The organism is Providencia hangzhouensis (genome assembly GCF_029193595.2).
Classification (GTDB): Bacteria; Pseudomonadota; Gammaproteobacteria; order Enterobacterales; family Enterobacteriaceae; genus Providencia; species Providencia hangzhouensis.
The window spans coordinates 404,992-425,385 of sequence record NZ_CP135052.1; the positions used below are offsets into that span (position 1 = coordinate 404,992).

General features: G+C 43.7%; 19 protein-coding genes, 1 tRNA gene, 1 rRNA gene and 1 riboswitch. Of the genes, 9 read left to right on the plus strand and 12 right to left on the minus strand.

Translation table 11 applies throughout. The annotated features are described in order from the left end of the window. Position 1: 1 nt before the first annotated feature. The 10 genes from thiS to PZ638_RS01840 form a co-directional block, all read right to left on the minus strand. Positions 2-202: a sulfur carrier protein ThiS gene (gene thiS / locus PZ638_RS01795; protein ID WP_004264499.1), complete on the minus strand. Its 201-nt coding sequence runs from the start codon at positions 200-202 to the stop codon at positions 2-4. Beyond that, entirely contained in the window at positions 190-948 is a 759-nt protein-coding gene (locus PZ638_RS01800) for a HesA/MoeB/ThiF family protein (RefSeq protein WP_004264502.1), read from the minus strand. The genes thiS and PZ638_RS01800 overlap by 13 nt, the downstream gene beginning before the upstream one ends. 75 nt (positions 949-1,023) lie before the next feature. After that, entirely contained in the window at positions 1,024-1,689 is a 666-nt protein-coding gene (gene thiE / locus PZ638_RS01805) for a thiamine phosphate synthase (protein WP_094962821.1), read from the minus strand. After that, positions 1,673-3,646 (minus strand): phosphomethylpyrimidine synthase ThiC, encoded by a 1,974-nt coding sequence (gene thiC / locus PZ638_RS01810; protein ID WP_136135115.1) that lies wholly within the window; start codon positions 3,644-3,646, stop codon positions 1,673-1,675. Before thiC ends, thiE begins: the two co-directional genes overlap by 17 nt. Positions 3,647-3,790: 144 nt before the next feature. Continuing rightward, a riboswitch (TPP riboswitch) is annotated at positions 3,791-3,902 on the minus strand. 374 nt (positions 3,903-4,276) lie between these two features. After that, positions 4,277-4,939 carry an HAD family hydrolase gene (locus tag PZ638_RS01815; protein WP_094962819.1) on the minus strand — a complete coding sequence of 221 codons (663 nt, stop codon included), beginning with the start codon at positions 4,937-4,939 and terminating at the stop codon, positions 4,277-4,279. Positions 4,940-4,957: 18 nt separating this feature from the next. Next, positions 4,958-5,974: an ABC transporter ATP-binding protein gene (locus PZ638_RS01820; RefSeq protein WP_094962818.1), complete on the minus strand. Its 1,017-nt coding sequence runs from the start codon at positions 5,972-5,974 to the stop codon at positions 4,958-4,960. Beyond that, entirely contained in the window at positions 5,974-6,804 is an 831-nt protein-coding gene (locus PZ638_RS01825; protein WP_094962817.1) for an ABC transporter permease, read from the minus strand. Before PZ638_RS01825 ends, PZ638_RS01820 begins: the two co-directional genes overlap by 1 nt. Next, a complete protein-coding gene (locus PZ638_RS01830; RefSeq protein ID WP_144140724.1) occupies positions 6,794-7,696 on the minus strand; it encodes an ABC transporter permease in 903 nt (300 codons plus the stop codon). Before PZ638_RS01830 ends, PZ638_RS01825 begins: the two co-directional genes overlap by 11 nt. Further along, positions 7,696-8,511: an alkaline phosphatase family protein gene (locus PZ638_RS01835; RefSeq protein WP_094962815.1), complete on the minus strand. Its 816-nt coding sequence runs from the start codon at positions 8,509-8,511 to the stop codon at positions 7,696-7,698. The genes PZ638_RS01830 and PZ638_RS01835 overlap by 1 nt, the downstream gene beginning before the upstream one ends. 28 nt (positions 8,512-8,539) lie before the next feature. After that, entirely contained in the window at positions 8,540-9,592 is a 1,053-nt protein-coding gene (locus PZ638_RS01840) for an ABC transporter substrate-binding protein (RefSeq protein ID WP_094962814.1), read from the minus strand. A gap of 249 nt (positions 9,593-9,841) precedes the next feature. Between PZ638_RS01840 and nudC the strand changes: the two genes are divergently transcribed. The 6 genes from nudC (at position 9,842) to PZ638_RS01870 (ending at position 14,421) form a co-directional block, all read left to right on the plus strand. Then, positions 9,842-10,633: an NAD(+) diphosphatase gene (gene nudC, locus PZ638_RS01845; protein ID WP_004264517.1), complete on the plus strand. Its 792-nt coding sequence runs from the start codon at positions 9,842-9,844 to the stop codon at positions 10,631-10,633. 92 nt (positions 10,634-10,725) lie between these two features. Beyond that, on the plus strand, positions 10,726-11,790 hold the full coding sequence (hemE, locus tag PZ638_RS01850) for a uroporphyrinogen decarboxylase (RefSeq protein WP_004264519.1): 1,065 nt from the start codon (positions 10,726-10,728) through the stop codon (positions 11,788-11,790). Positions 11,791-11,899: 109 nt separating this feature from the next. Then, complete coding sequence (gene nfi / locus PZ638_RS01855; RefSeq protein WP_050763795.1) at positions 11,900-12,571, plus strand: deoxyribonuclease V; 672 nt, start codon at positions 11,900-11,902, stop codon at positions 12,569-12,571. A gap of 74 nt (positions 12,572-12,645) precedes the next feature. After that, positions 12,646-13,233: a YjaG family protein gene (locus PZ638_RS01860; RefSeq protein ID WP_004264521.1), complete on the plus strand. Its 588-nt coding sequence runs from the start codon at positions 12,646-12,648 to the stop codon at positions 13,231-13,233. 199 nt (positions 13,234-13,432) lie between these two features. Further along, positions 13,433-13,705, plus strand: a complete 273-nt coding sequence (locus PZ638_RS01865; protein WP_004264522.1) for an HU family DNA-binding protein — start codon at positions 13,433-13,435, stop codon at positions 13,703-13,705. A gap of 71 nt (positions 13,706-13,776) precedes the next feature. After that, the gene (locus tag PZ638_RS01870; RefSeq protein WP_311850632.1) at positions 13,777-14,421 is read left to right on the plus strand and encodes a DUF1481 domain-containing protein; all 645 of its coding nucleotides are present in this window, start codon (positions 13,777-13,779) and stop codon (positions 14,419-14,421) included. A gap of 341 nt (positions 14,422-14,762) precedes the next feature. Here the strand turns inward: PZ638_RS01870 and purD are convergent, their stop codons facing one another. Beyond that, the gene (gene purD, locus PZ638_RS01875) at positions 14,763-16,046 is read right to left on the minus strand and encodes a phosphoribosylamine--glycine ligase (protein ID WP_206277596.1); all 1,284 of its coding nucleotides are present in this window, start codon (positions 16,044-16,046) and stop codon (positions 14,763-14,765) included. Positions 16,047-16,063: 17 nt separating this feature from the next. Further along, on the minus strand, positions 16,064-17,653 hold the full coding sequence (gene purH, locus PZ638_RS01880) for a bifunctional phosphoribosylaminoimidazolecarboxamide formyltransferase/IMP cyclohydrolase (protein ID WP_004264527.1): 1,590 nt from the start codon (positions 17,651-17,653) through the stop codon (positions 16,064-16,066). 301 nt (positions 17,654-17,954) lie between these two features. Here purH and PZ638_RS01885 point away from each other — a divergent pair, with 301 nt between their 5' ends. The 3 genes from PZ638_RS01885 (at position 17,955) to PZ638_RS01895 (ending at position 20,118) form a co-directional block, all read left to right on the plus strand. Next, positions 17,955-18,179: a hypothetical protein gene (locus PZ638_RS01885; RefSeq protein WP_144140726.1), complete on the plus strand. Its 225-nt coding sequence runs from the start codon at positions 17,955-17,957 to the stop codon at positions 18,177-18,179. A gap of 194 nt (positions 18,180-18,373) precedes the next feature. Then, positions 18,374-19,913 (plus strand): 16S ribosomal RNA (locus PZ638_RS01890). A gap of 129 nt (positions 19,914-20,042) precedes the next feature. Further along, positions 20,043-20,118 (plus strand) — tRNA-Glu (locus PZ638_RS01895). Positions 20,119-20,394 lie beyond the last annotated feature (276 nt).

The following is a 20,394-nucleotide window of genomic DNA, read 5'->3' on the forward strand; positions in this document are numbered from 1 at the left end:
ATTAGCCCCCAGCGATAGCTTGAAATAACAAGATATTGTCTTGGTCATTAATGAGATGTGAATCCCACTGACTCTTCGGAATGATCACTTGGTTGATAGCAAGTGCAGTTCCCACTATTGGCCGGTTGAGAGTGGAAAATAATTGATTAACCGTCAGTGGGGCGTCGAATTCCATAGGTTGGTCGTTAATTATGATATGCATGTTTCTTCCCGACAGATTGGACATTGCAATGACGGCGTTAATTGCAATGTATTCCATTGTTGCTGTTTCCCATCAAATAAACGCAATTTACCGCTCAGTGAAGAGGGAAGGCCGACAAGTAATTTAATGGCTTCCAGTGCTTGCAGCGTGCCGATGATCCCAACTACAGGCCCTAATACCCCAGCAGTGCGGCAGTTGCGCTCAGGTTCATCTTGGTCTGGATATAAACAGGCATAGCAACCGGTGCTAAATGGCGGCTCAAGTACCATTAATTGGCCGCCAAACCCAACCGCACTACCGCTAACTAAGGTTGTATTGGTCATGACACAAGCGGTATTGACCGCATGGCGAGTGGCCATGTTATCGCAGCAATCAAGCACTAAATCGACTTGTTCAGCTAAAGGAATTAAAGTCTCAACATCCAACTTCTGTGCGACAACATGGGTTCTTACCAATGGATTGAGCCGATGCAGCCTATCTGCGGCAAGCTGGGCTTTTGGCTGGCCGATATCATCGGTATCGTAAAGTACCTGCCGTTGTAAGTTAGAAACGTGCAAGTCATCGTGGTCAGCTAGCCACAATTCGCCGACACCAGCCCCCGTTAAATAAAGGGACGCGGGGGAGCCTAATCCCCCTAAGCCGACAATGAGGACTTTGCTATTTTTGAGTTTTTGTTGCCCCTCGGGACTAATGTCTTCGAGTAGTAGCTGGCGGCTGTAACGCATGAATTCTTGGTCACTTAACATGATTGAATTCCTTAAATCATTACTCACCCTGTTTTATGATGATAAAGCAGGGCGAGTTATGTGATTAAAAATTGGCTAGTTGGCAGTATTTCGCTCAATTAAATCCAACAACGTTTCTGTTGCAGCGCGCCAATCATCGGCTTTGGTAATCGCACTGACCAGCGCAACACTACCTACCCCAGTTGCTAGCACTGCGGGGACTTTATCAATAGAAATTCCACCAATGGCGACAGTTGGGTAATCAGGCGTTGCTTCCACCATGGCTTTAAGCGTTTCTAAACCCTGAGGGGAAGAAGGCATTTCTTTCGTTTGTGTTGGAAAGATATGCCCCATAGCAATGTAAGAAGGACGCACGGATTTCGCGATAGCCAGTTCATGCTTATCGTGCGTTGATATTCCTAACCGTAAGCCCGCTTGGTGGATTGCTAATAAATCGGTAGTTTCCAAATCTTCTTGGCCCAAATGTACGCCATAAGCACCCAACTCGACCGCTAAGCGCCAGTAATCATTAATAAATAAACGTGCGTTATGTTTTTTTCCTAGCGCAATCGCTTGTTGAATATCATCACGAACATCGGCATCAGGTTTGTCTTTGATGCGCAATTGGATTGTGGAAACACCTGCATTAAGCAAGCGTTCAATCCATTCAACGGAATCCACAACGGGGTAAAGCCCAAGGCGTTGTTCGGTCGCAGGAAAAGGACTATTTGGGATAGATATAGCACTAGGCAATTTTGGCATTTTCATCCACCTCTGCGTTCACAATTTCAGCACCATGGTAGAGCTCGCTGCCATGAGCACGGAAGGCTTCTGACATCTGTTCCATACCGGCTTCTTTTTGTGCCGCGTAGTCACGAACTTCTTGGGAAATCTTCATTGAACAGAATTTCGGTCCGCACATAGAACAGAAATGGGCTATTTTCCCAGAGGCTTGTGGTAAGGTTTCATCGTGATATTTGCGAGCAGTTTCAGGGTCTAATGCCAAGTTAAATTGGTCTTCCCAGCGAAATTCAAAACGGGCTTTGGACATGGCGTTATCACGGATCTGTGCACCAGGGTGTCCTTTAGCAAGGTCAGCGGCGTGAGCTGCAATCTTATAAGTGATTAGCCCTTGCTTAACATCGTCTTTATTCGGCAATCCCAAGTGTTCTTTCGGGGTGACATAGCATAACATTGCACAGCCAAACCAGCCGATCATGGCGGCACCAATACCAGAAGTAAAGTGGTCATAACCCGGAGCAATATCGGTTGTGAGTGGGCCTAAGGTATAGAATGGCGCTTCGTGGCAATGTTCCAATTCTTCCGTCATATTACGGCGGATCATTTGCATTGGTACGTGGCCAGGGCCTTCGATCATGACTTGGACATCATATTCCCACGCAATTTTGGTTAACTCACCAAGGGTATGTAATTCGGCAAATTGTGCTTCATCGTTGGCGTCTTGGATTGAGCCTGGGCGCAGGCCATCCCCTAATGACAAGGAAACGTCGTAAGCGGCACAAATTTCACAGATTTCACGGAAGTGCTCATACAGGAAGTTTTCTTGGTGATGAGACAAGCACCATTTGGCCATGATGGAGCCACCGCGAGAGACGATCCCTGTTAGGCGCTTGGCGGTCATCGGTACATAGCGTAGTAATACGCCGGCATGGATAGTGAAGTAATCGACGCCTTGCTCTGCTTGTTCTAATAATGTGTCACGGAACATTTCCCACGTGAGATTTTCGGCGACACCGTTTACTTTTTCGAGCGCTTGGTAAATCGGAACCGTACCAATAGGCACCGGGCTGTTACGTAAAATCCATTCGCGAGTTTCGTGAATATAACGGCCAGTAGATAAATCCATGACGGTATCCGCCCCCCAACGTGTTGACCAAATCAGTTTTTCGACTTCTTCTTCAATGGATGAGGTGACCGATGAATTACCAATATTAGCATTAACCTTAACCAAGAAATTGCGGCCAATAATCATTGGTTCTGATTCAGGATGGTTGATATTGGCTGGGATAATGGCGCGACCCGCCGCCACTTCTTGGCGAACAAATTCAGGGGTAATATTCTCCGGTAAATTTGCGCCAAAGCCTTGGCCTGGATGTTGTTGCAATAAAACTTCGCCACGAATACGTTCACGCCCCATATTTTCGCGGATTGCAATAAACTCCATTTCAGGGGTTACGATGCCTTTACGTGCATAGTGTAATTGAGTAACACACTTGTTAGTTTGGGCTTTTAATGGGTGGGGGCGGTTGTTAAAGCGCAGATGATCAAGACCTGCATCAGCAAGGCGTTGTTGGGTAAAATCGGAACTTAAATTTTCGACAGGTACGGTATCAGCTCGTTCACTTATCCATGGCGCACGAATTTTTTTAAGACCTTTATGCACATTTAATTCAGAAACTGGGTCGCCGTAAGGGCCAGATGTATCATAGATAGGAACAGGTTCGTTATCTTCAAATTGTGGGTTGTCTTTATCGCCACCAATCAAGGTTTGAGAGAGTTGGATTTCTCGCATCGGGACTTGGATATCGTCTCTAGAACCTTGTAAATAAATGCGCTGTGAATTAGGAAACGAAACGCCAGAAACGGTATTAATAAAATTTTCAGCGGCATCACGTTGAGCTTTACGGGTGCGAGCGGGTGCTGCTTGTGGCGATAAATCAGCAGTAGGGATGATATTTTGTTCTGTATTATTGGACATAGCAATTTCCTGACATTGTCACGGCTATCACAGTTTTATGTGTAGCGGGTTTATCGAAAGAAAGTTGCTTGTCAGGAGTTCGGAGGAGTAATAAAAAGACATTGCGGCTAATTTTCCACCAAATGTGAGGTGATAAACTAACGCTGAGTGATTACTCTTGTTCCCTTCGCGGGTATTAACCCGATCAGGTTCCGCGGATCCCGAATTAACGGTCTCAGCCTGATGCATTGCATACTAGGCACTCCGACAAGAGATTTCAGTATAAGCTTTCCTCGTTATTCTTCAAGCGATAAGTGCGTTGGCTGCTCTCGGCTACCCAAGTCACATACTTATGTATGCTCCTTGGGATATCCTCATTTGCCGCCTTCTTCTCACTTGAATAATTTAGAGGAAAGTAAAATGGAATAAGGTTATTTCCTTGTTATTTTTCAAGGGATAAGTGCTTCCTCGTCATTCTTCGCGCGATAGGTGCGTCGATTTCATAGATTTACCCGAATCACATACTTATGTATGTGATTCGGGATAATTCTATTTATCTCCTTCCTCTAGCACGAATAATTTAGAGGAACCTTTGAAAAGATTAGTTAGTTAAAACCAAAATTAAAACCAAGTTTGAAATTAAAATTGGGCTTACAAACCCCAAGTATATTGTGGCCAATTGTGTTCGAGTGCGGCTTGCGTTAGGCGTTCGTCACCGTTGATAATAAATACTTCATCGGCGAATTGGCACATCGGGAGATCGTTGGCGGAGTCGGTGTAGAAATACACATAGGCGTCAGTGATCGGTTGGTGACGGACCCAAGCTAATAGGCGTTTGACTTTACCTTCCTTAAAGGTTGGAATACCGTCGATCTCTGTGGTGTAGCAGCCATCTTGTTGCTTGATATCGATCCCCATCGCGACATCCGCACCTAGTTTCGCAGCAATTTTTTTCACAATAAATGAAACGGTTGCGGAGATCACAATAATTGGGATCTCTTTAGCTCGATAATTTGCGATCGTTCTAATGGCGTCAGGGTAGACTCGCGGTAAAATCACGTTTTGTACGAAATCATCCAACCAGATATCCACTTGCCCAGCTTTTACATTGGCGATAGTTTGCAGGTTAAAATGTAAGTAAGTCGGCATATCTAATGTGCCTGCATTATATTGCGCCATCATGGCTTTATCTGCCTCCACAAATTGTGGGTCGCTAATGATTTGCTTGTCCCACAGATATTGTGTCCACAATACGCTGCTATCACCTTGAATTAACGTATCATCTAAGTCAAAAATGGCCAGTCGGTTTTGCATTATATTCCTATCTACTTATTAACTAAGTGTGCGAATTTCATTTTTATTAAACATAAGTTCAAGGCGAGTTCCAGGTTCAAATAAACGCTCAGATGAGCGGTTAAGTAAATCCACCGTCATATCACCTGCAGGGGTATTCACACTATAACGAATAATATTGCCAAGCAACTGATGGTCCAATATCACGGCATCAACAGGGTGAGAAATATGGCTACCGTATTGGCGCCCCGCTTCTTTGACATATATAGACTCAGGGCGGATAGCAAGTGTACCTTGTAAATTAAGGCCTAACATCGTATTGGCCTTTTCGGAATCAACAAGGTTGTAATGCCCCATAAACCGAGCGACAAATTCTGTTGCTGGTTGGGTATAAATATTCTCTGCCGTATCACTTTGCACGATCTGCCCTTTATTCATCAAAAAGATCCTATCGGACATGATCATCGCTTCGTCTTGGTCATGAGTAACAAAAATGGTAGTTAAGCTTAATTCACGTTGAATTTGGCGAATTTGCTGGCGTAAGTGTTTGCGAATCCGTGCATCAAGAGCTGAAAGCGGCTCATCAAGTAACAAAATTTGCGGTTTCATCACTAATGCTCTTGCAAGTGCTACTCGTTGGCGCTGTCCCCCTGATAGTTGATGGGGAAATTGTTGTTCTTTTCCTTGTAACTCAACTAATTCAATCACTTCAGCGACCGCTTTAGATCTGGCTTGGCTATCAAATTTACGCATTTTCAAACCAAACGCGATATTGTCAACCACAGTCATATTGGGAAATAACGCATAACTTTGGAACACCATGCCAACACCGCGTTGTTGTGCGGCTTGGTGGGTTACATTCTGGCGATTGATATAAAGTTCACCATGATTAAGTTGTTCAAGCCCTGCGATACAACGTAATAAAGTCGATTTGCCGCAACCACTTGGCCCAAGTAGGGTAATAAATTCGCCTTTTTCGATAGTAAATTGAATATCAGCAAATACTTGATTAGTGCCAAAAGACTTGGCTAAATTTTCCGCAATAACATAACTCATCATTCATCTCCTGAACGATTTAATCGCATTGCTAACCATGTCAGCAATAAGGTAAACAGAAAATATGACATCACCAGAGCAGAAGTGAAATGCCCGCTGGTTTGTCGCATATTGAAAAGATAGATTTGCAAGGTTTCATAACGTGTTCCCACAAGGATATTGGCAAACACAAATTCACCCATTAAAAATGAAAATGAAATTAATAATGAGACCAACATACCTTTGCGAATATTGGGTAACACAATCATCATAAAGGCTTGGAAGGTACTGGCACCCAGTAAATGCGCGGCATCTATTAAGTCATGTAAATTAATGCCTTGAAAGCTATTCGCAAGAGCACGATACATAAAAGGTAACGTGATGGTGAAATAAGTACCAATCAGGATCCAAGGTGTACCAACCAACATGAATGGTTCATCAGCAAATATTTGCAGCAAGCCAACCGATGAGACCACAGGCGGGATCGCAAAAGGCAAAATAATGAGTAAATCCATCATCCCTTTGAGTTTGGGGAACCGATAAAATACCGCAAACGTCATGGGTAAAATAATTAATGTGCTAACCAGTAACGTACCAAAGCAAATTATTAATGAACGACCAAATGCCATGAGAAAACGCGGGTCTTGCCACAATTGTAGATACCATTTAATCGACAAGGCATCAGGTAGCACAGTGGCTCCCCAAGAGCTGGCGATGGAATACAAAAATGTGGCAATAATAGGTAGCGCTAATAGGCTAGCAACACTGATTAGTACTAACTTATGAAGCAATAATCCAGAGGGTTTATTGCTATTGGTTATAACTGGGCTAATCGCATTATTATTTTGCATGGTAGCTCCGCTTGATTAACCAATGATGGATAGCCGTGATAAAAGCTAAGATAGTGATAAGTAGCATTGATAAAGCCGCAGCCATATTCGGCTCGAGAAATAAATCACCGGAAACTAAACTGGCAATTCGGATAGTCACAAGGTTGTAATTACCACTTGTTAACGCATAGGTACTGGCGTATGCGCCCATTGCATTAGCAATTAGGATAATAAAGGTGCCAAGTAGAGCAGGGGAAAGCACCGGAATAGCAACTTTTAGCCAATAGGTTAGTTTGCTTGCTCCCATCGTTTTTGCTGCGTCTTCCCATTCAGGTTTTAGTGCGTCAAAGGCGGGATAAAGCAACAGAACACCTAATGGGATCTGAAAATATACATACAACAGCATTAACCCGCTGGCGCTATAGATATTGAAATCTTCGATAATCCCCCATGACTTGAGTTGCAAGGTAATCGCCCCATTGAAGCCCAAAATAATAATGAATGCGAAAGCAAGAGGAACACCGCTGAAATTACTGGCCATGGTGGTGAAGGAAATCATTATCCGGCGAATTTTCCCTTGCATTTTATAAATGGAAAATGCCGTGATACTCGAAATGAATAAGCCAATTACACTGCAACTAATGGAAAGCCATAAGGTATTTTCAAACGCTTGCAAGTAAAAATCATTATTGAATACTTCAAGATAGTTACCTAATGACCATGCTTCTTCGTAGATAAAGCTATTAATGAGCACCCAAATCATTGGGGCGATTTGGAATAAACTAAATAGTACAAAGAATGGTAGCAGTAGCAGTGCAGCGCGCCAATGAAAACGAGCAAAGCGTTTTTTTAACATGGCAATTTTTCCCTGTGGTTGGAATGTCTGCTCACAGGAAGCAGGGATATCAGCCATTACAAACCTCCTCGTAATAGTGCATCACAAACAGGTTTATCCAGAGAGTTGGCACCAAGTAAACGACAGATGGTTCCACAAATCGCGGTTTGCTCAATATCGCAGGGTTGATGAGAAAATTGCGAACCGACGACAAACAATGGGACTAAACACTCTTCAGGAAGTGTCCCTCCGTGGCTACGATCATTATTCATCCCATGATCACTAGTGATCAGGATTTGATAACCTTGCTCAATCCATGTGGGAATATAATTCGACAGGATGATATCTGCATGGCGTGCTGCATTACGATATTGCGGCGAATCAAAACCGAACTTGTGCCCGGTGTCGTCTATATTCATAGGGTGAATCAATAAAAAATCAGGGTTAAATTGAGTGCGTAAATATTCCGCATCGACAAATAAGTGATCATCAGGGTAATGGTCTGCTTGATAAAAGCAGCCATGCTGGATAGCTAGCGATTCATCGTGAGTAAGACGGTCTCTTGTTGCGACGAAAGGCGCTCGGTTATACAGCTCACTCACCCAATAATAAGCGGCGGCGGCGGTCGTTTTGCCGGCAAGGCGCGCGAGAGAGAATATGCTGTCAAAATGGGATAAACGGATAATTTGGTTATTCACAATACCGCTTTTGACAGGAGGAACTCCCGTTAGTATGCACTCATATAAAGGGCGAGACATCGAAGGAAGCTCGCACTCTAATTGGTAAAGTGTTGCACTGTCGGCTTTGATTAAGCCGTTAAGATAGCCCATACAATGATGGGCTACTGAATAACTTAAACCGTCTAGGACAACAAGTATGACTTTCTCAGACATTAACTTTTCCTAAAATCAATACATTAAATTACTGCTGGTGGATCAAAACTTGTTGCTGCCACATTTTAGGGAGATTACGGGACGATTTTTCCCAGCCATCTGCATTTTTAATTGGCTGAACATTTTTATATTGTTCTTCTGGTAATAATTTGGCTTTAATATCGTCAGGTAATGTTAGATATTGTGCACGAATTGGCCGAGCGTAGCCTTCAGCAAGGTTTAATTGGCCTTTGTCACTGAAAATAAATTCACGAGCTAATTTTGCTGCATTTGGGTTTTTGGCAAATTTATTGATGATAGTGGTGTAACCTGAAATGACAGAACCGTCAGATGGGATCACGACAGTAAAGCGATCACGGTTGATTTGATCACGGTAATTCAGTGCGTTAAAGTCCCATAAGATGCCAACTTCGACTTCACCTTTTTCGATATTTGCGACAGTTGGGTCATTAACGGATAGGCGTTTTTGTTTGGCGAGTTCAGCAAAAAATTCAATGGCAGGTTTTAGGTTATTTTCGTCACCACCACGGGCAAATGCGGCGGCCAGTACAGCATTATTGGCTTGTGCAGCGATTCCAACATCCCCAACGGTGACTTTATATTTCCCTTTTAATAGGTCATCCCAGCTTTTCGGCGCATCTTTCACTAGATCATTATTAATCATAAAAGCAATTGACCCTGTATAGGCTAAAGCCCAATGGCCGTCTTTGTCTTTTGCCCAATCAGGAATTTGTGCCCAAGTTGTTGGTTTATAAGGTTGAGTCACACCTTTTTGCACGGCAACAGGCCCAAAAGAGGCACCTACATCACCAATATCTGCGGTCGCATTATTTTTTTCTGCGGCAAATTTGGCAATTTCTTGGGCGGAGCTCATATCGGTATCTTGATGCTTCAACCCATATTGCGTAGCTAAGTCTTGCCAAGTTCCTTTCCAATTAGCCCAAGAGTCAGGCATTCCAACGCTGTAAACTTGCCCTTCTTTTTTCGCTGCATCGATTAACTCTGCTAAATTAGCATCAGCAGCTAATGTCACACTGGATGCAGTCAATGATAGTAAAATCGCAGGAACGATAGTTTTCATTATTTTCTCACTTTTGAAGAACGGTGAACCGTATTGGTTACTTAGCATCCTAATTTTAAGAGGTGACAGTTAGTTGACCTTTTTATGACAGTTTTTAGACATTTTATGGAATGGAACGTCTAAAAAGTGTCAAAATTGATAATGAAAAATAATGAAACAAACGTTTGAATGACATTGCGCCAAAGAAGTGTATTGTGTCATTAATAGATTTATTTTTTCGACAATAAAAACTAACAAAAGATATGAAAAATGAATAAGTTAAAATTATCAGGAACTGAAAGTGGTTGGTGGTTTATCTGTTTTTCCGGGCGTTTGTGGCTACCTCATGGAGATATTCCACGAGGCATGGCAAAGGACTATTTGTTAGAAGGAAAAATAGCGACACCAATTGGTGAGTGGCAAGGGGAAATTGTCTGGTTGATAGCCGAAAAAATGCCATCAGATATGGCATCTCCCCGTATTGTTGCTGCGCAAGATGAGGGTTTATTTCGTCTCGCTGGGCGAGGCGTGCAATTGGCGGAGTTTTATCGTTCTCATCGTTATTGCGGCTATTGTGGTACTGCAATGCGCCATAGTGAAACAGAATGGGCGTGTTTGTGTGACCATTGCCATGAGCGCTATTACCCGCAGATTGCCCCTTGTATTATCGTGGGGATCCGACGTGATGACCATATTCTATTAGCTCAGCACCGGCGCCATTCGCAAAATCCATTATTTACCGTATTAGCGGGCTTTGTTGAAGTGGGTGAAACACTAGAAGAGGCTGTTATGCGCGAAGTCATGGAAGAGAGCAATATAAAAGTGAAAAATATTCGCTACGTATCTTCACAGCCATGGCCTTTTCCTCATTCTTTAATGATGGGCTTTCTCGCGGATTATGAGAGTGGTGATATTAAAGTAGACCCGAAGGAGTTGGTGAGCGCAAATTGGTATCATTACAATGAACTGCCTTTGATCCCACCCGCGGACACCATAGCTAGGCGTTTGATTGAAGATACGGTCGCATTGTGTCGTCAAAGTGATTATGAAACGGGAAAATAGCACAGCGCTGATATTGTTATCATTAACATGATACAATAATGAACTTCGCTCTTAGCCATTTGCGGCGGCCACTTATAATAATGGAGTAAATAATGACTGAGTTAAAAAATGACCGCTATCTACGTGCTTTGCTACGTCAGCCTGTAGATGTGACCCCTGTATGGATGATGCGTCAAGCAGGGCGTTACCTGCCTGAATATAAAGCAACTCGCGCTGAAGCTGGTGATTTTATTGCTCTGTGCAAAAACACCGAATTGGCTTGTGAAGTGACATTACAGCCATTACGTCGTTTTCCATTAGACGCTGCAATTTTATTTTCTGATATTCTCACTATCCCTGATGCAATGGGGCTTGGGTTATATTTCGAAACAGGTGAAGGCCCACGTTTTCATAAACCGATTATGAGCGCGGCAGATGTAAAAAACATCCCTATTCCTGATCCTGAAATGGAACTTGGTTATGTAATGGATGCCGTTCGTGCCATCCGTAAAGCCCTTGAAGGTAATGTGCCACTGATTGGTTTCTCTGGTAGCCCGTGGACACTGGCGACTTATATGGTGGAAGGTGGCAGTAGCAAAGCATTCACTAAAATCAAAAAGATGATGTACGAAGACCCGAACACATTACATTTGTTATTGGATAAACTGGCGGACAGTGTCATTTTATACTTGAATGCTCAAATTCGTGCAGGCGCACAGTCCGTGATGATTTTTGATACATGGGGTGGGGTGTTAACTAAGCGTGATTATTTACAGTTTTCACTGAATTATATGCATAAAATTATTGATGGCTTAATTCGTGAAAATGATGGTCGCCGTGTTCCTGTCACCTTATTTACTAAAGGTGGAGGCCAGTGGTTAGAGGAAATGGCGGCAACGGGTTGCGATGCATTAGGCCTTGATTGGACGACTGAAATTGCTGATGCTCGTCGTCGTGTTGGTGATAAAGTCGCTTTACAAGGTAATATGGATCCATCCATGTTATATGCACCACCTGCGCGTATAGAAGAAGAAGTGCAAAATATTCTATCTGGCTTCGGCCAAGGTGAAGGGCACGTATTCAATTTAGGCCATGGTATTCATCAGGATGTTCCACCTGAGCATGCAGGTGCATTTGTGGATGCAGTTCACCGTTTATCCCGCCAATATCATCAATAATTATCGTTTATTGATCTTCTAGGTTTGTGGTGTATTTATAGAATCTTGTAAGTACACCATTATCATCTATGATTAAGAATAATTTAATCTCATAAGCAATGGACGCATGATGGTTTTAGATACTCAATTGTTACGAAAAGAACAAACTAGGCAAGCTTCAAAAATCATTTTGCATGATGAACTTCCACCACTCAAACTGATTGGTGGAGCGGATGTGGGCTTTGAACAGCAAGGCGCTATTACGCGTGCAGTGGTAGCTGTATTATCTTGGCCACAGTTAGAACTTGTTGAGTATCAAATAGCACGAATACCGACTCAATTGCCTTATATACCGGGGTTACTTTCTTTTCGTGAAGTCCCTGGGTTAATGGCGGCGTGGGAAAAAATACAAAATAAACCTGAATTAGTACTCGTAGATGGACAAGGGATTGCACACCCACGGCGCTTTGGTGTTGCCTGCCATTTTGGGTTACAAGCTAATATAGCTACAATTGGCGTTGCAAAAAGCCGTTTATGTGGTGATGCGGTTGAGTTAAGTGAAGAACCCGAAAGTGTTCAGCCATTAATGGCAGGTGAAAATCAACTCGGTTGGGTATTGCGGAGCAAAAAACGCTGCAAACCATTATATGTTTCACCTGGTCATAAAGTAGGCTTTTCCTCTTCCTTAGAGTGGGTAAAGCAGTGTCTAAAAGGTTATCGGTTGCCAGAACCGACGCGTTTTGCTGACGGAATTGCATCAAATCGAACGTTTTTTAAGCGAATGAATGAGAAAATCAGCTAATTATCAGCAAAATATGTGGCATTGACAGATTTTCAGGTAAACTGCGAAGTATTAAGATTGATGAGTCAGAAATTATGTTAAGAAATCCCATTCATTTGAGGTTGGAAAAATTAGAAAGCTGGCAACATACAACTTTCATGGCAAGCCTATGTGAAAGAATGTATCCGAACTTTCAAATGTTTTGTCAGCAAACTGAATTTGCCGATGCAAAAGTTTATCGTTCCATCCTTGATTTAGTTTGGGAAACTTTGGTCATTAAAGATAGCAAAGTCAATTTCGACAGTCAGTTAGAAAAATTAGAAGAAATTATCCCATCAGCAGATGATTTCGATATGTATGGTGTGTATCCAGCTATTGATGCCTGTATTGCGTTAGGTGAAATTATCCATTCGAAATTGAGTGGTGAAACCCTCGAACACGCAATATTGGTTAGCGAAGCATCCATTCGTACGGTTGCCATGCTCGAAATGACTCAAGCAGGGCGGGAAATGACAGAAGAAGAACTCAAAGAAATCCCGGCCGTTGAAGAGGAATGGGATATCCAGTGGGACATTTTCCGGTTACTGGCAGCTTGTGAAGAGCGCGACTTAGAGTTAATTAAAGGATTAAAATCTGACCTCCGCGAAGCGGGGGTGAGCAATATAGGTATTACTTTAAGCTGATTTTTGCATTTTCATTATCGAAAACGTGACTTGACGCAGTAATGCTGAGTACTAAGACTTCACATTTGCCCCTACTCTGGTCTACATTTAGGGGCGAGAAGAAGTGGCTATCGGGGGCGTGTATCAGGGGCTGTCAATTTGGCATATCCGACGCACTCGATGCTTTGCAAACGATAAACACACTGTGTAAGGATAATTTATGAATAAGACTGAATTAGTTGATGCTATCGCAGAATCAGCGGACCTGACCAAAGTTCAGGCAAAAGCAGCATTAGAATCTACTCTGAATGCTATTTCTGAAACGCTGAAAAAAGGCGAACAAGTCCAACTGGTCGGTTTCGGTACTTTTAAAGTTAGCCATCGTGCTGCGCGTACTGGTCGTAACCCACAAACTAAAGCAGAAATCCAGATTCCTGCTACAACTGTGCCTGCTTTCTCTGCCGGTAAAGCACTGAAAGAAGCTGTAAAATAAGAACATTGTACAGCCGAATCACCAGAGGGGGTAAAAAACTACCCCTTTTGTTTATTCAAAAAGGGTTGCTGGTGTTGGGAACTATCTCAATGCTAAGCGCCTGTTCTTCTAATGCACCAAAGCTCCCTGAGTTTAGTGCAAGTGGTTTTATTGCCGATGATGGCGTCATTCGTATGTGGCGACTTAATGATGCAAAAAGCCAGCCTCTGGTCTTAATGGTGGTTTATAGCCCCTATAAAGGTACAGACACTTCCGTTAATTTCTTTGAATATCGTTCAGGCAATCTGTGGCAAATTCGCAGCCAAATCTTGAATCAAAAAAACGGTGATATCACCGAACAATTACGCTTCGATAAAAATAATGAGGTTATTTTTATGCAGCGTACTCAAGACGGCTATAAAACACCTCTTTCAACGGATGAAATTACGCGTTGGCGCTTTGAAGCTGAACGCATACTCGAGACAAACACCGCACTTATTGTTGGCGGCGTCAAACTCTATCAAGGTCGCTGGCATCAAGGTAAAGTGACGACTTGTGAAGGTGATGTACGCGAAGTGACTTTTGAGCCCTATGCTGAAAATTGGTTACAGAGCCGTGCGAAAGTGTGGCATTCCCAGCTAAATTTAGCGTGGTTGGAATCTTCTGAGGGGAATCAGCTTTTGATGGTAGCGGATACTGATTTTTGCCGCTGGCAGCCTTCTAAAGATTCGTTGTAATATCTCCGCTCGTCGTCTTTCGACCCACCGCTCGTCGTCTTTCAATCCATAGCGTTGTTGGCTGCTCTCAGCTACTTAGGTCACATACTTATGTATGCTCCCTAAGATATCTTCGTTTGCCGCCTAGCTCTGAATTGAAATACTTAGAGCCGATATTTTTGCTCGTCAACTCGTAGCCTTTCGACCTTCAGCATTGTTGGCCGCGGTGACTTAGCCTAGTCACCTTGCCGTCTAGCTACGAACAGAAATCCTTAGAGTGCTTGTTTGATAGTACAAACAACAATAAAAAAGCTGATAAAAGTATCCTCTTATCAGCTCAGTAAATGGTTTGGTGCTTTGTATTATTTTATGCGAGCAATAGCGCGGTAACCGATGTCGTTGCGGTAGAAGCTATCATTCCAGTGAATGGTTTTTGCCACTTCATAAGCTTTGGCTTGCGCTTTAGCGATATCATTACCTAATGCTGTTACGCATAGGACGCGACCACCGGCAGTCACGACTTCTCCATCTTTCATGCGAGTACCCGCATGGAAAACTTTGCTATCAGCCGCTTCGGTGGTTGGTAAACCTGAAATTACATCGCCATTGTGGTAGTCACCTGGGTAACCACCCGCAGCAATTACTACCCCTAAAGCAGGGCGCTCATCCCATAATGAATCTTTACCTGCCAGCTCACCTTTCGCCCCCGCTAAACATAAAGCGACTAAATCTGATTGCAAGCGCATCATGATAGGTTGAGTTTCAGGATCGCCAAAACGACAGTTAAATTCGATAACTTTTGGGTTACCTGCTTTATCAATCATTAATCCAGCGTATAAGAAGCCTTGATAGCGGTTTCCTTCTTGGTCCATGCCTTTAACAGTTGGATAAATAACTTGTTCCATCACGCGCTGGTGTATTTCATCTGTCACAACAGGAGCTGGGGAGTAAGCGCCCATTCCACCTGTATTTAGACCTGTATCACCATCACCGACACGTTTATGATCTTGGCTAGTTGCCATTGGAATGACATTTTCACCATCTACCATAACGATGAAACTCGCTTCTTCGCCATCAAGAAACTCTTCGATCACGATACGATGTCCTGCATCACCAAAGGCATTCCCCGCTAACATGTCATGAACAGCTTCTTTTGCTTCTTGCAGAGTCATGGCTACGATAACGCCTTTCCCCGCTGCAAGACCATCTGCTTTGATCACGATTGGCGCACCGACTTTATCTAAGTAAGCTAAAGCAGGTTCAATATCAGTAAAATTTTCATAGGCCGCGGTAGGAATATGATGGCGAGCTAAAAAGTCCTTAGTAAATGCTTTAGAGCCTTCAAGCTGAGCAGCACCTTTGGTTGGGCCAAAAATAGTTAAGCCAGCAGCCTTAAATGCATCTACAACACCAATAACTAATGGTGCTTCAGGGCCGACAATCGTTAAACCAATTTGCTTTTCTTTAGCGAATTGGAGCAGCCCATCAATATCTGTCGCAGAAATATTAACGTTCTCAAGGGATGGTTCTAATGCTGTGCCTGCATTGCCCGGGGCAACATACACTTTATTTGCTAAAGGGGATTGAGCCGCTTTCCACGCTAAGGCATGTTCACGGCCACCGCCACCAATAATCAAAATATTCATTACTAGGCTCCTAATAATTAGTGACGGAAATGACGCATATTAGTGAAAAGCATTGCAATACCATGTTCATTTGCAGCAGCAATCACTTCTTCATCGCGGATAGAACCACCTGGTTGGATCACACAAGTTACTCCAACAGCAGCGGCGGCATCAATACCATCGCGGAATGGGAAAAAGGCATCTGAAGCCATTGCACAGCCAGCGACTTCTAAGCCTTCATCTGCGGCTTTAATACCTGCAATTTTTGCAGAGTACACACGGCTCATTTGCCCTGCGCCAATACCGATAGTCATATCATTTTTGGCATAAACGATAGCATTGGATTTCACAAATTTTGCGACTTTCCAACAGAATAACGCATCTTTTAGCTCGCGTTCAGTTGGTTGGCGCTTAGTCACAACGCGAAGTTCTTCTTTTTCAACCATTCCTAAGTCACGGTCTTGCACTAATAAACCGCCATTCACGCGTTTAAAGTCTAAACTTGCAACTGGTTTGCTCCATTCGCCACATTCAAGTACGCGAACGTTTTGTTTAGTCTCAAGAATAGGCAATGCATCTTTAGCAACAGAAGGCGCGATAATGACTTCTACAAATTGGCGGTCAATGATCGCTTGAGCGGTTTCTTTATCTAATTGACGGTTAAACGCGATAATGCCACCAAAAGCAGACGTTGGGTCAGTTTTGAATGCGTTATCATAAGCTGTATGAATAGAATCACCGATAGCGACACCACAAGGGTTAGCATGTTTGACAATTACACAAGCAGGTTCTTCGAATGATTTAACACACTCAAGAGCCGCATCGGTATCAGCGATATTATTATAAGACAGGGCTTTACCTTGAATTTGTTGTGCAGTTGCAATAGAAGCTTCTTTTGGGTTTTCTTCTATATAAAAAGCAGCATCTTGGTGGCTGTTCTCTCCATAACGCATGTCTTGTTTTTTTATAAAATTTAAATTCAAGGTGCGAGGGAAACGGCCAGAAGGTTGGGTCGTATCACCATAATAAGGGGCAACTAATTCACCAAAGTAATTCGCAATCATGCTGTCATAAGCAGCAGTGTGTTCGAAAGCTTTTATTGCGAGGTCAAACCGAGTCGACCAATTTAGCGAGTTTTCGTGGTTATCCATTTCATCAATGATGGTTTGATAGTCATTACTATTTACCACAATTGCTACATCTTTATGATTTTTAGCCGCGGAGCGCACCATGGTTGGGCCGCCGATATCAATATTTTCTACAGCATCTTCAAGGGTGCAATTTGGTTTTGCCACTGTTTGGGCAAAAGGGTACAGATTAACAACGACCATATCGATAGGGGCAATATCATGCTGTTGCATAATGGCATCATCCGTACCGCGACGACCTAAAATTCCGCCATGCACTTTTGGGTGCAATGTTTTCACTCGACCATCCATCATTTCAGGAAACCCAGTGTAATCTGAAACTTCAGTTACGTTTAGTCCTGACTCAGCAAGTAACTTTGCAGTACCGCCAGTAGATAGAAGCTCAACACCACGTTGAGATAACGCCTTAGCGAATTCAACAACCCCTGTTTTATCAGACACACTAAGCAGGGCACGACGAATAGGACGAAGCAGTTGCATGAGATAGATCCCTTGGATTTGAATAAATAAGGCAATAACGAATATCAGTCAGTAAAAACTCAAAGAGCTTTTCTTATATACCTATTATATCTATTGATGAAAGCAAAGCGGAATTGGCCAGCTTTCCCTATAACAATATATAAGTCACTAACAATTTCAGAACATAAAAACAAAATCAATGCCGAAATTTCGAGCCAATTGTAACGCAAACGTTTGCGTAATGCGCGATAATTTTTAAATTATTTTCATGTTGTGGATAACTTCGTGTATAAGTCGGTATAAGTAGGGGTTTTGCTGTGTAATGCAGCAGTTGAATAAAAAAATGCAAAAAAGGGGTTGCCAGATTTTTCTGACTCCCTATAATGCGCATCCACTGACCGGGAACAAGACAACGCAAAGCGCGATGAACACTGAAACGGCAGCGAGAGATTCTGAAAAAGAAAAAGCAAAAAATTGCTTGACTCTCACGGAGGAAAACGTAATATACGCCTCCTCGCAGCAACGACCGAAAGGTTGGTTTTCATAAAGAAAAGCTGCAACGCTCTTTAACAATTTATCAGACAATCTGTGTGGGCACTCACAGGACACTATCAAAAAAATATTTGATTTTAAGTCTTGAAGAGTGACTAACACGTTAATTCATATATATGAACTAATAGGTAATATGTTTTCGCAAGAAGACATACGACAGTAAACATTCTTTGAGCATCAAGCTACTTTTAATTGAAGAGTTTGATCATGGCTCAGATTGAACGCTGGCGGCAGGCCTAACACATGCAAGTCGAGCGGTAACAGGGGAAGCTTGCTTCTCGCTGACGAGCGGCGGACGGGTGAGTAATGTATGGGGATCTGCCCGATAGAGGGGGATAACTACTGGAAACGGTAGCTAATACCGCATAATCTCTCAGGAGCAAAGCAGGGGAACTTCGGTCCTTGCGCTATCGGATGAACCCATATGGGATTAGCTAGTAGGTGAGGTAATGGCTCACCTAGGCGACGATCCCTAGCTGGTCTGAGAGGATGATCAGCCACACTGGGACTGAGACACGGCCCAGACTCCTACGGGAGGCAGCAGTGGGGAATATTGCACAATGGGCGCAAGCCTGATGCAGCCATGCCGCGTGTATGAAGAAGGCCCTAGGGTTGTAAAGTACTTTCAGTCGGGAGGAAGGCGTTGATGCTAATATCATCAGCGATTGACGTTACCGACAGAAGAAGCACCGGCTAACTCCGTGCCAGCAGCCGCGGTAATACGGAGGGTGCAAGCGTTAATCGGAATTACTGGGCGTAAAGCGCACGCAGGCGGTTGATTAAGTTAGATGTGAAATCCCCGGGCTTAACCTGGGAATGGCATCTAAGACTGGTCAGCTAGAGTCTTGTAGAGGGGGGTAGAATTCCATGTGTAGCGGTGAAATGCGTAGAGATGTGGAGGAATACCGGTGGCGAAGGCGGCCCCCTGGACAAAGACTGACGCTCAGGTGCGAAAGCGTGGGGAGCAAACAGGATTAGATACCCTGGTAGTCCACGCTGTAAACGATGTCGATTTGAAGGTTGTTCCCTAGAGGAGTGGCTTTCGGAGCTAACGCGTTAAATCGACCGCCTGGGGAGTACGGCCGCAAGGTTAAAACTCAAATGAATTGACGGGGGCCCGCACAAGCGGTGGAGCATGTGGTTTAATTCGATGCAACGCGAAGAACCTTACCTACTCTTGACATCCAGAGAACTTAGCAGAGATGCTTTGGTGCCTTCGGGAACTCTGAGACAGGTGCTGCATGGCTGTCGTCAGCTCGTGTTGTGAAATGTTGGGTTAAGTCCCGCAACGAGCGCAACCCTTATCCTTTGTTGCCAGCGATTCGGTCGGGAACTCAAAGGAGACTGCCGGTGATAAACCGGAGGAAGGTGGGGATGACGTCAAGTCATCATGGCCCTTACGAGTAGGGCTACACACGTGCTACAATGGCGTATACAAAGAGAAGCGACCTCGCGAGAGCAAGCGGAACTCATAAAGTACGTCGTAGTCCGGATTGGAGTCTGCAACTCGACTCCATGAAGTCGGAATCGCTAGTAATCGTAGATCAGAATGCTACGGTGAATACGTTCCCGGGCCTTGTACACACCGCCCGTCACACCATGGGAGTGGGTTGCAAAAGAAGTAGGTAGCTTAACCTTCGGGAGGGCGCTTACCACTTTGTGATTCATGACTGGGGTGAAGTCGTAACAAGGTAACCGTAGGGGAACCTGCGGTTGGATCACCTCCTTACCATTGAAGTGTTTTTGTGAAGTGCTCACACAGATTGTCTGATAGAAAGTAGAGCAATGGCTTTACGTGGGAGACTTATTCGCGAGAATAGGACTTACATGAAAGCACAAAAGTTTTTGTGATTTTCGTGTCCCCTTCGTCTAGAGGCCTAGGACACCGCCCTTTCACGGCGGTAACAGGGGTTCGAATCCCCTAGGGGACGCCAATTGCGCCGATATCGAGTGAAAGACGATGTCCCCAATAATGATTAAGCCAATTATATTGTAGTTGGTTTAACAATTATGCTCTTTAACAATCTGGAACAAGCTGAAAATTGAAAACAACGCACATTGTTTATCGCTTAAACAATGTGAGAGTCTCTCAAAATTTCAGACCTGAAATTTTCGGTCACAAACTCGAGCGGCATGCGCGAGCAGTGTGAAATTCAAGGCGGACAGCGCACAGCAAGCGCAGCGTACTTAGGTACGTGAGCATTGCGAGC

What these genes read in the sequence shown, in the direction of transcription:
- PZ638_RS01860 (WP_004264521.1), top strand. Translation starts at nt 12,646, where the DNA reads ATGTTAAGAAATCCCATTCATTTGAGGTTGGAAAAATTAGAAAGCTGG.
- PZ638_RS01885 (WP_144140726.1), top strand. Translation starts at nt 17,955, where the DNA reads ATGCAGCAGTTGAATAAAAAAATGCAAAAAAGGGGTTGCCAGATTTTT.
- PZ638_RS01815 (WP_094962819.1), bottom strand. Translation starts at nt 4,939, where the DNA reads ATGCAAAACCGACTGGCCATTTTTGACTTAGATGATACGTTAATTCAA.
- purD (WP_206277596.1), bottom strand. Translation starts at nt 16,046, where the DNA reads ATGAATATTTTGATTATTGGTGGCGGTGGCCGTGAACATGCCTTAGCG.
- PZ638_RS01835 (WP_094962815.1), bottom strand. Translation starts at nt 8,511, where the DNA reads ATGTCTGAGAAAGTCATACTTGTTGTCCTAGACGGTTTAAGTTATTCA.
- purH (WP_004264527.1), bottom strand. Translation starts at nt 17,653, where the DNA reads ATGCAACTGCTTCGTCCTATTCGTCGTGCCCTGCTTAGTGTGTCTGAT.
- PZ638_RS01825 (WP_094962817.1), bottom strand. Translation starts at nt 6,804, where the DNA reads ATGCAAAATAATAATGCGATTAGCCCAGTTATAACCAATAGCAATAAA.
- hemE (WP_004264519.1), top strand. Translation starts at nt 10,726, where the DNA reads ATGACTGAGTTAAAAAATGACCGCTATCTACGTGCTTTGCTACGTCAG.
- thiC (WP_136135115.1), bottom strand. Translation starts at nt 3,646, where the DNA reads ATGTCCAATAATACAGAACAAAATATCATCCCTACTGCTGATTTATCG.
- thiE (WP_094962821.1), bottom strand. Translation starts at nt 1,689, where the DNA reads ATGCCAAAATTGCCTAGTGCTATATCTATCCCAAATAGTCCTTTTCCT.
- nudC (WP_004264517.1), top strand. Translation starts at nt 9,842, where the DNA reads ATGAATAAGTTAAAATTATCAGGAACTGAAAGTGGTTGGTGGTTTATC.
- PZ638_RS01865 (WP_004264522.1), top strand. Translation starts at nt 13,433, where the DNA reads ATGAATAAGACTGAATTAGTTGATGCTATCGCAGAATCAGCGGACCTG.
- PZ638_RS01830 (WP_144140724.1), bottom strand. Translation starts at nt 7,696, where the DNA reads ATGGCTGATATCCCTGCTTCCTGTGAGCAGACATTCCAACCACAGGGA.
- PZ638_RS01800 (WP_004264502.1), bottom strand. Translation starts at nt 948, where the DNA reads ATGTTAAGTGACCAAGAATTCATGCGTTACAGCCGCCAGCTACTACTC.
- nfi (WP_050763795.1), top strand. Translation starts at nt 11,900, where the DNA reads ATGGTTTTAGATACTCAATTGTTACGAAAAGAACAAACTAGGCAAGCT.
- thiS (WP_004264499.1), bottom strand. Translation starts at nt 202, where the DNA reads ATGCATATCATAATTAACGACCAACCTATGGAATTCGACGCCCCACTG.
- PZ638_RS01820 (WP_094962818.1), bottom strand. Translation starts at nt 5,974, where the DNA reads ATGAGTTATGTTATTGCGGAAAATTTAGCCAAGTCTTTTGGCACTAAT.
- PZ638_RS01840 (WP_094962814.1), bottom strand. Translation starts at nt 9,592, where the DNA reads ATGAAAACTATCGTTCCTGCGATTTTACTATCATTGACTGCATCCAGT.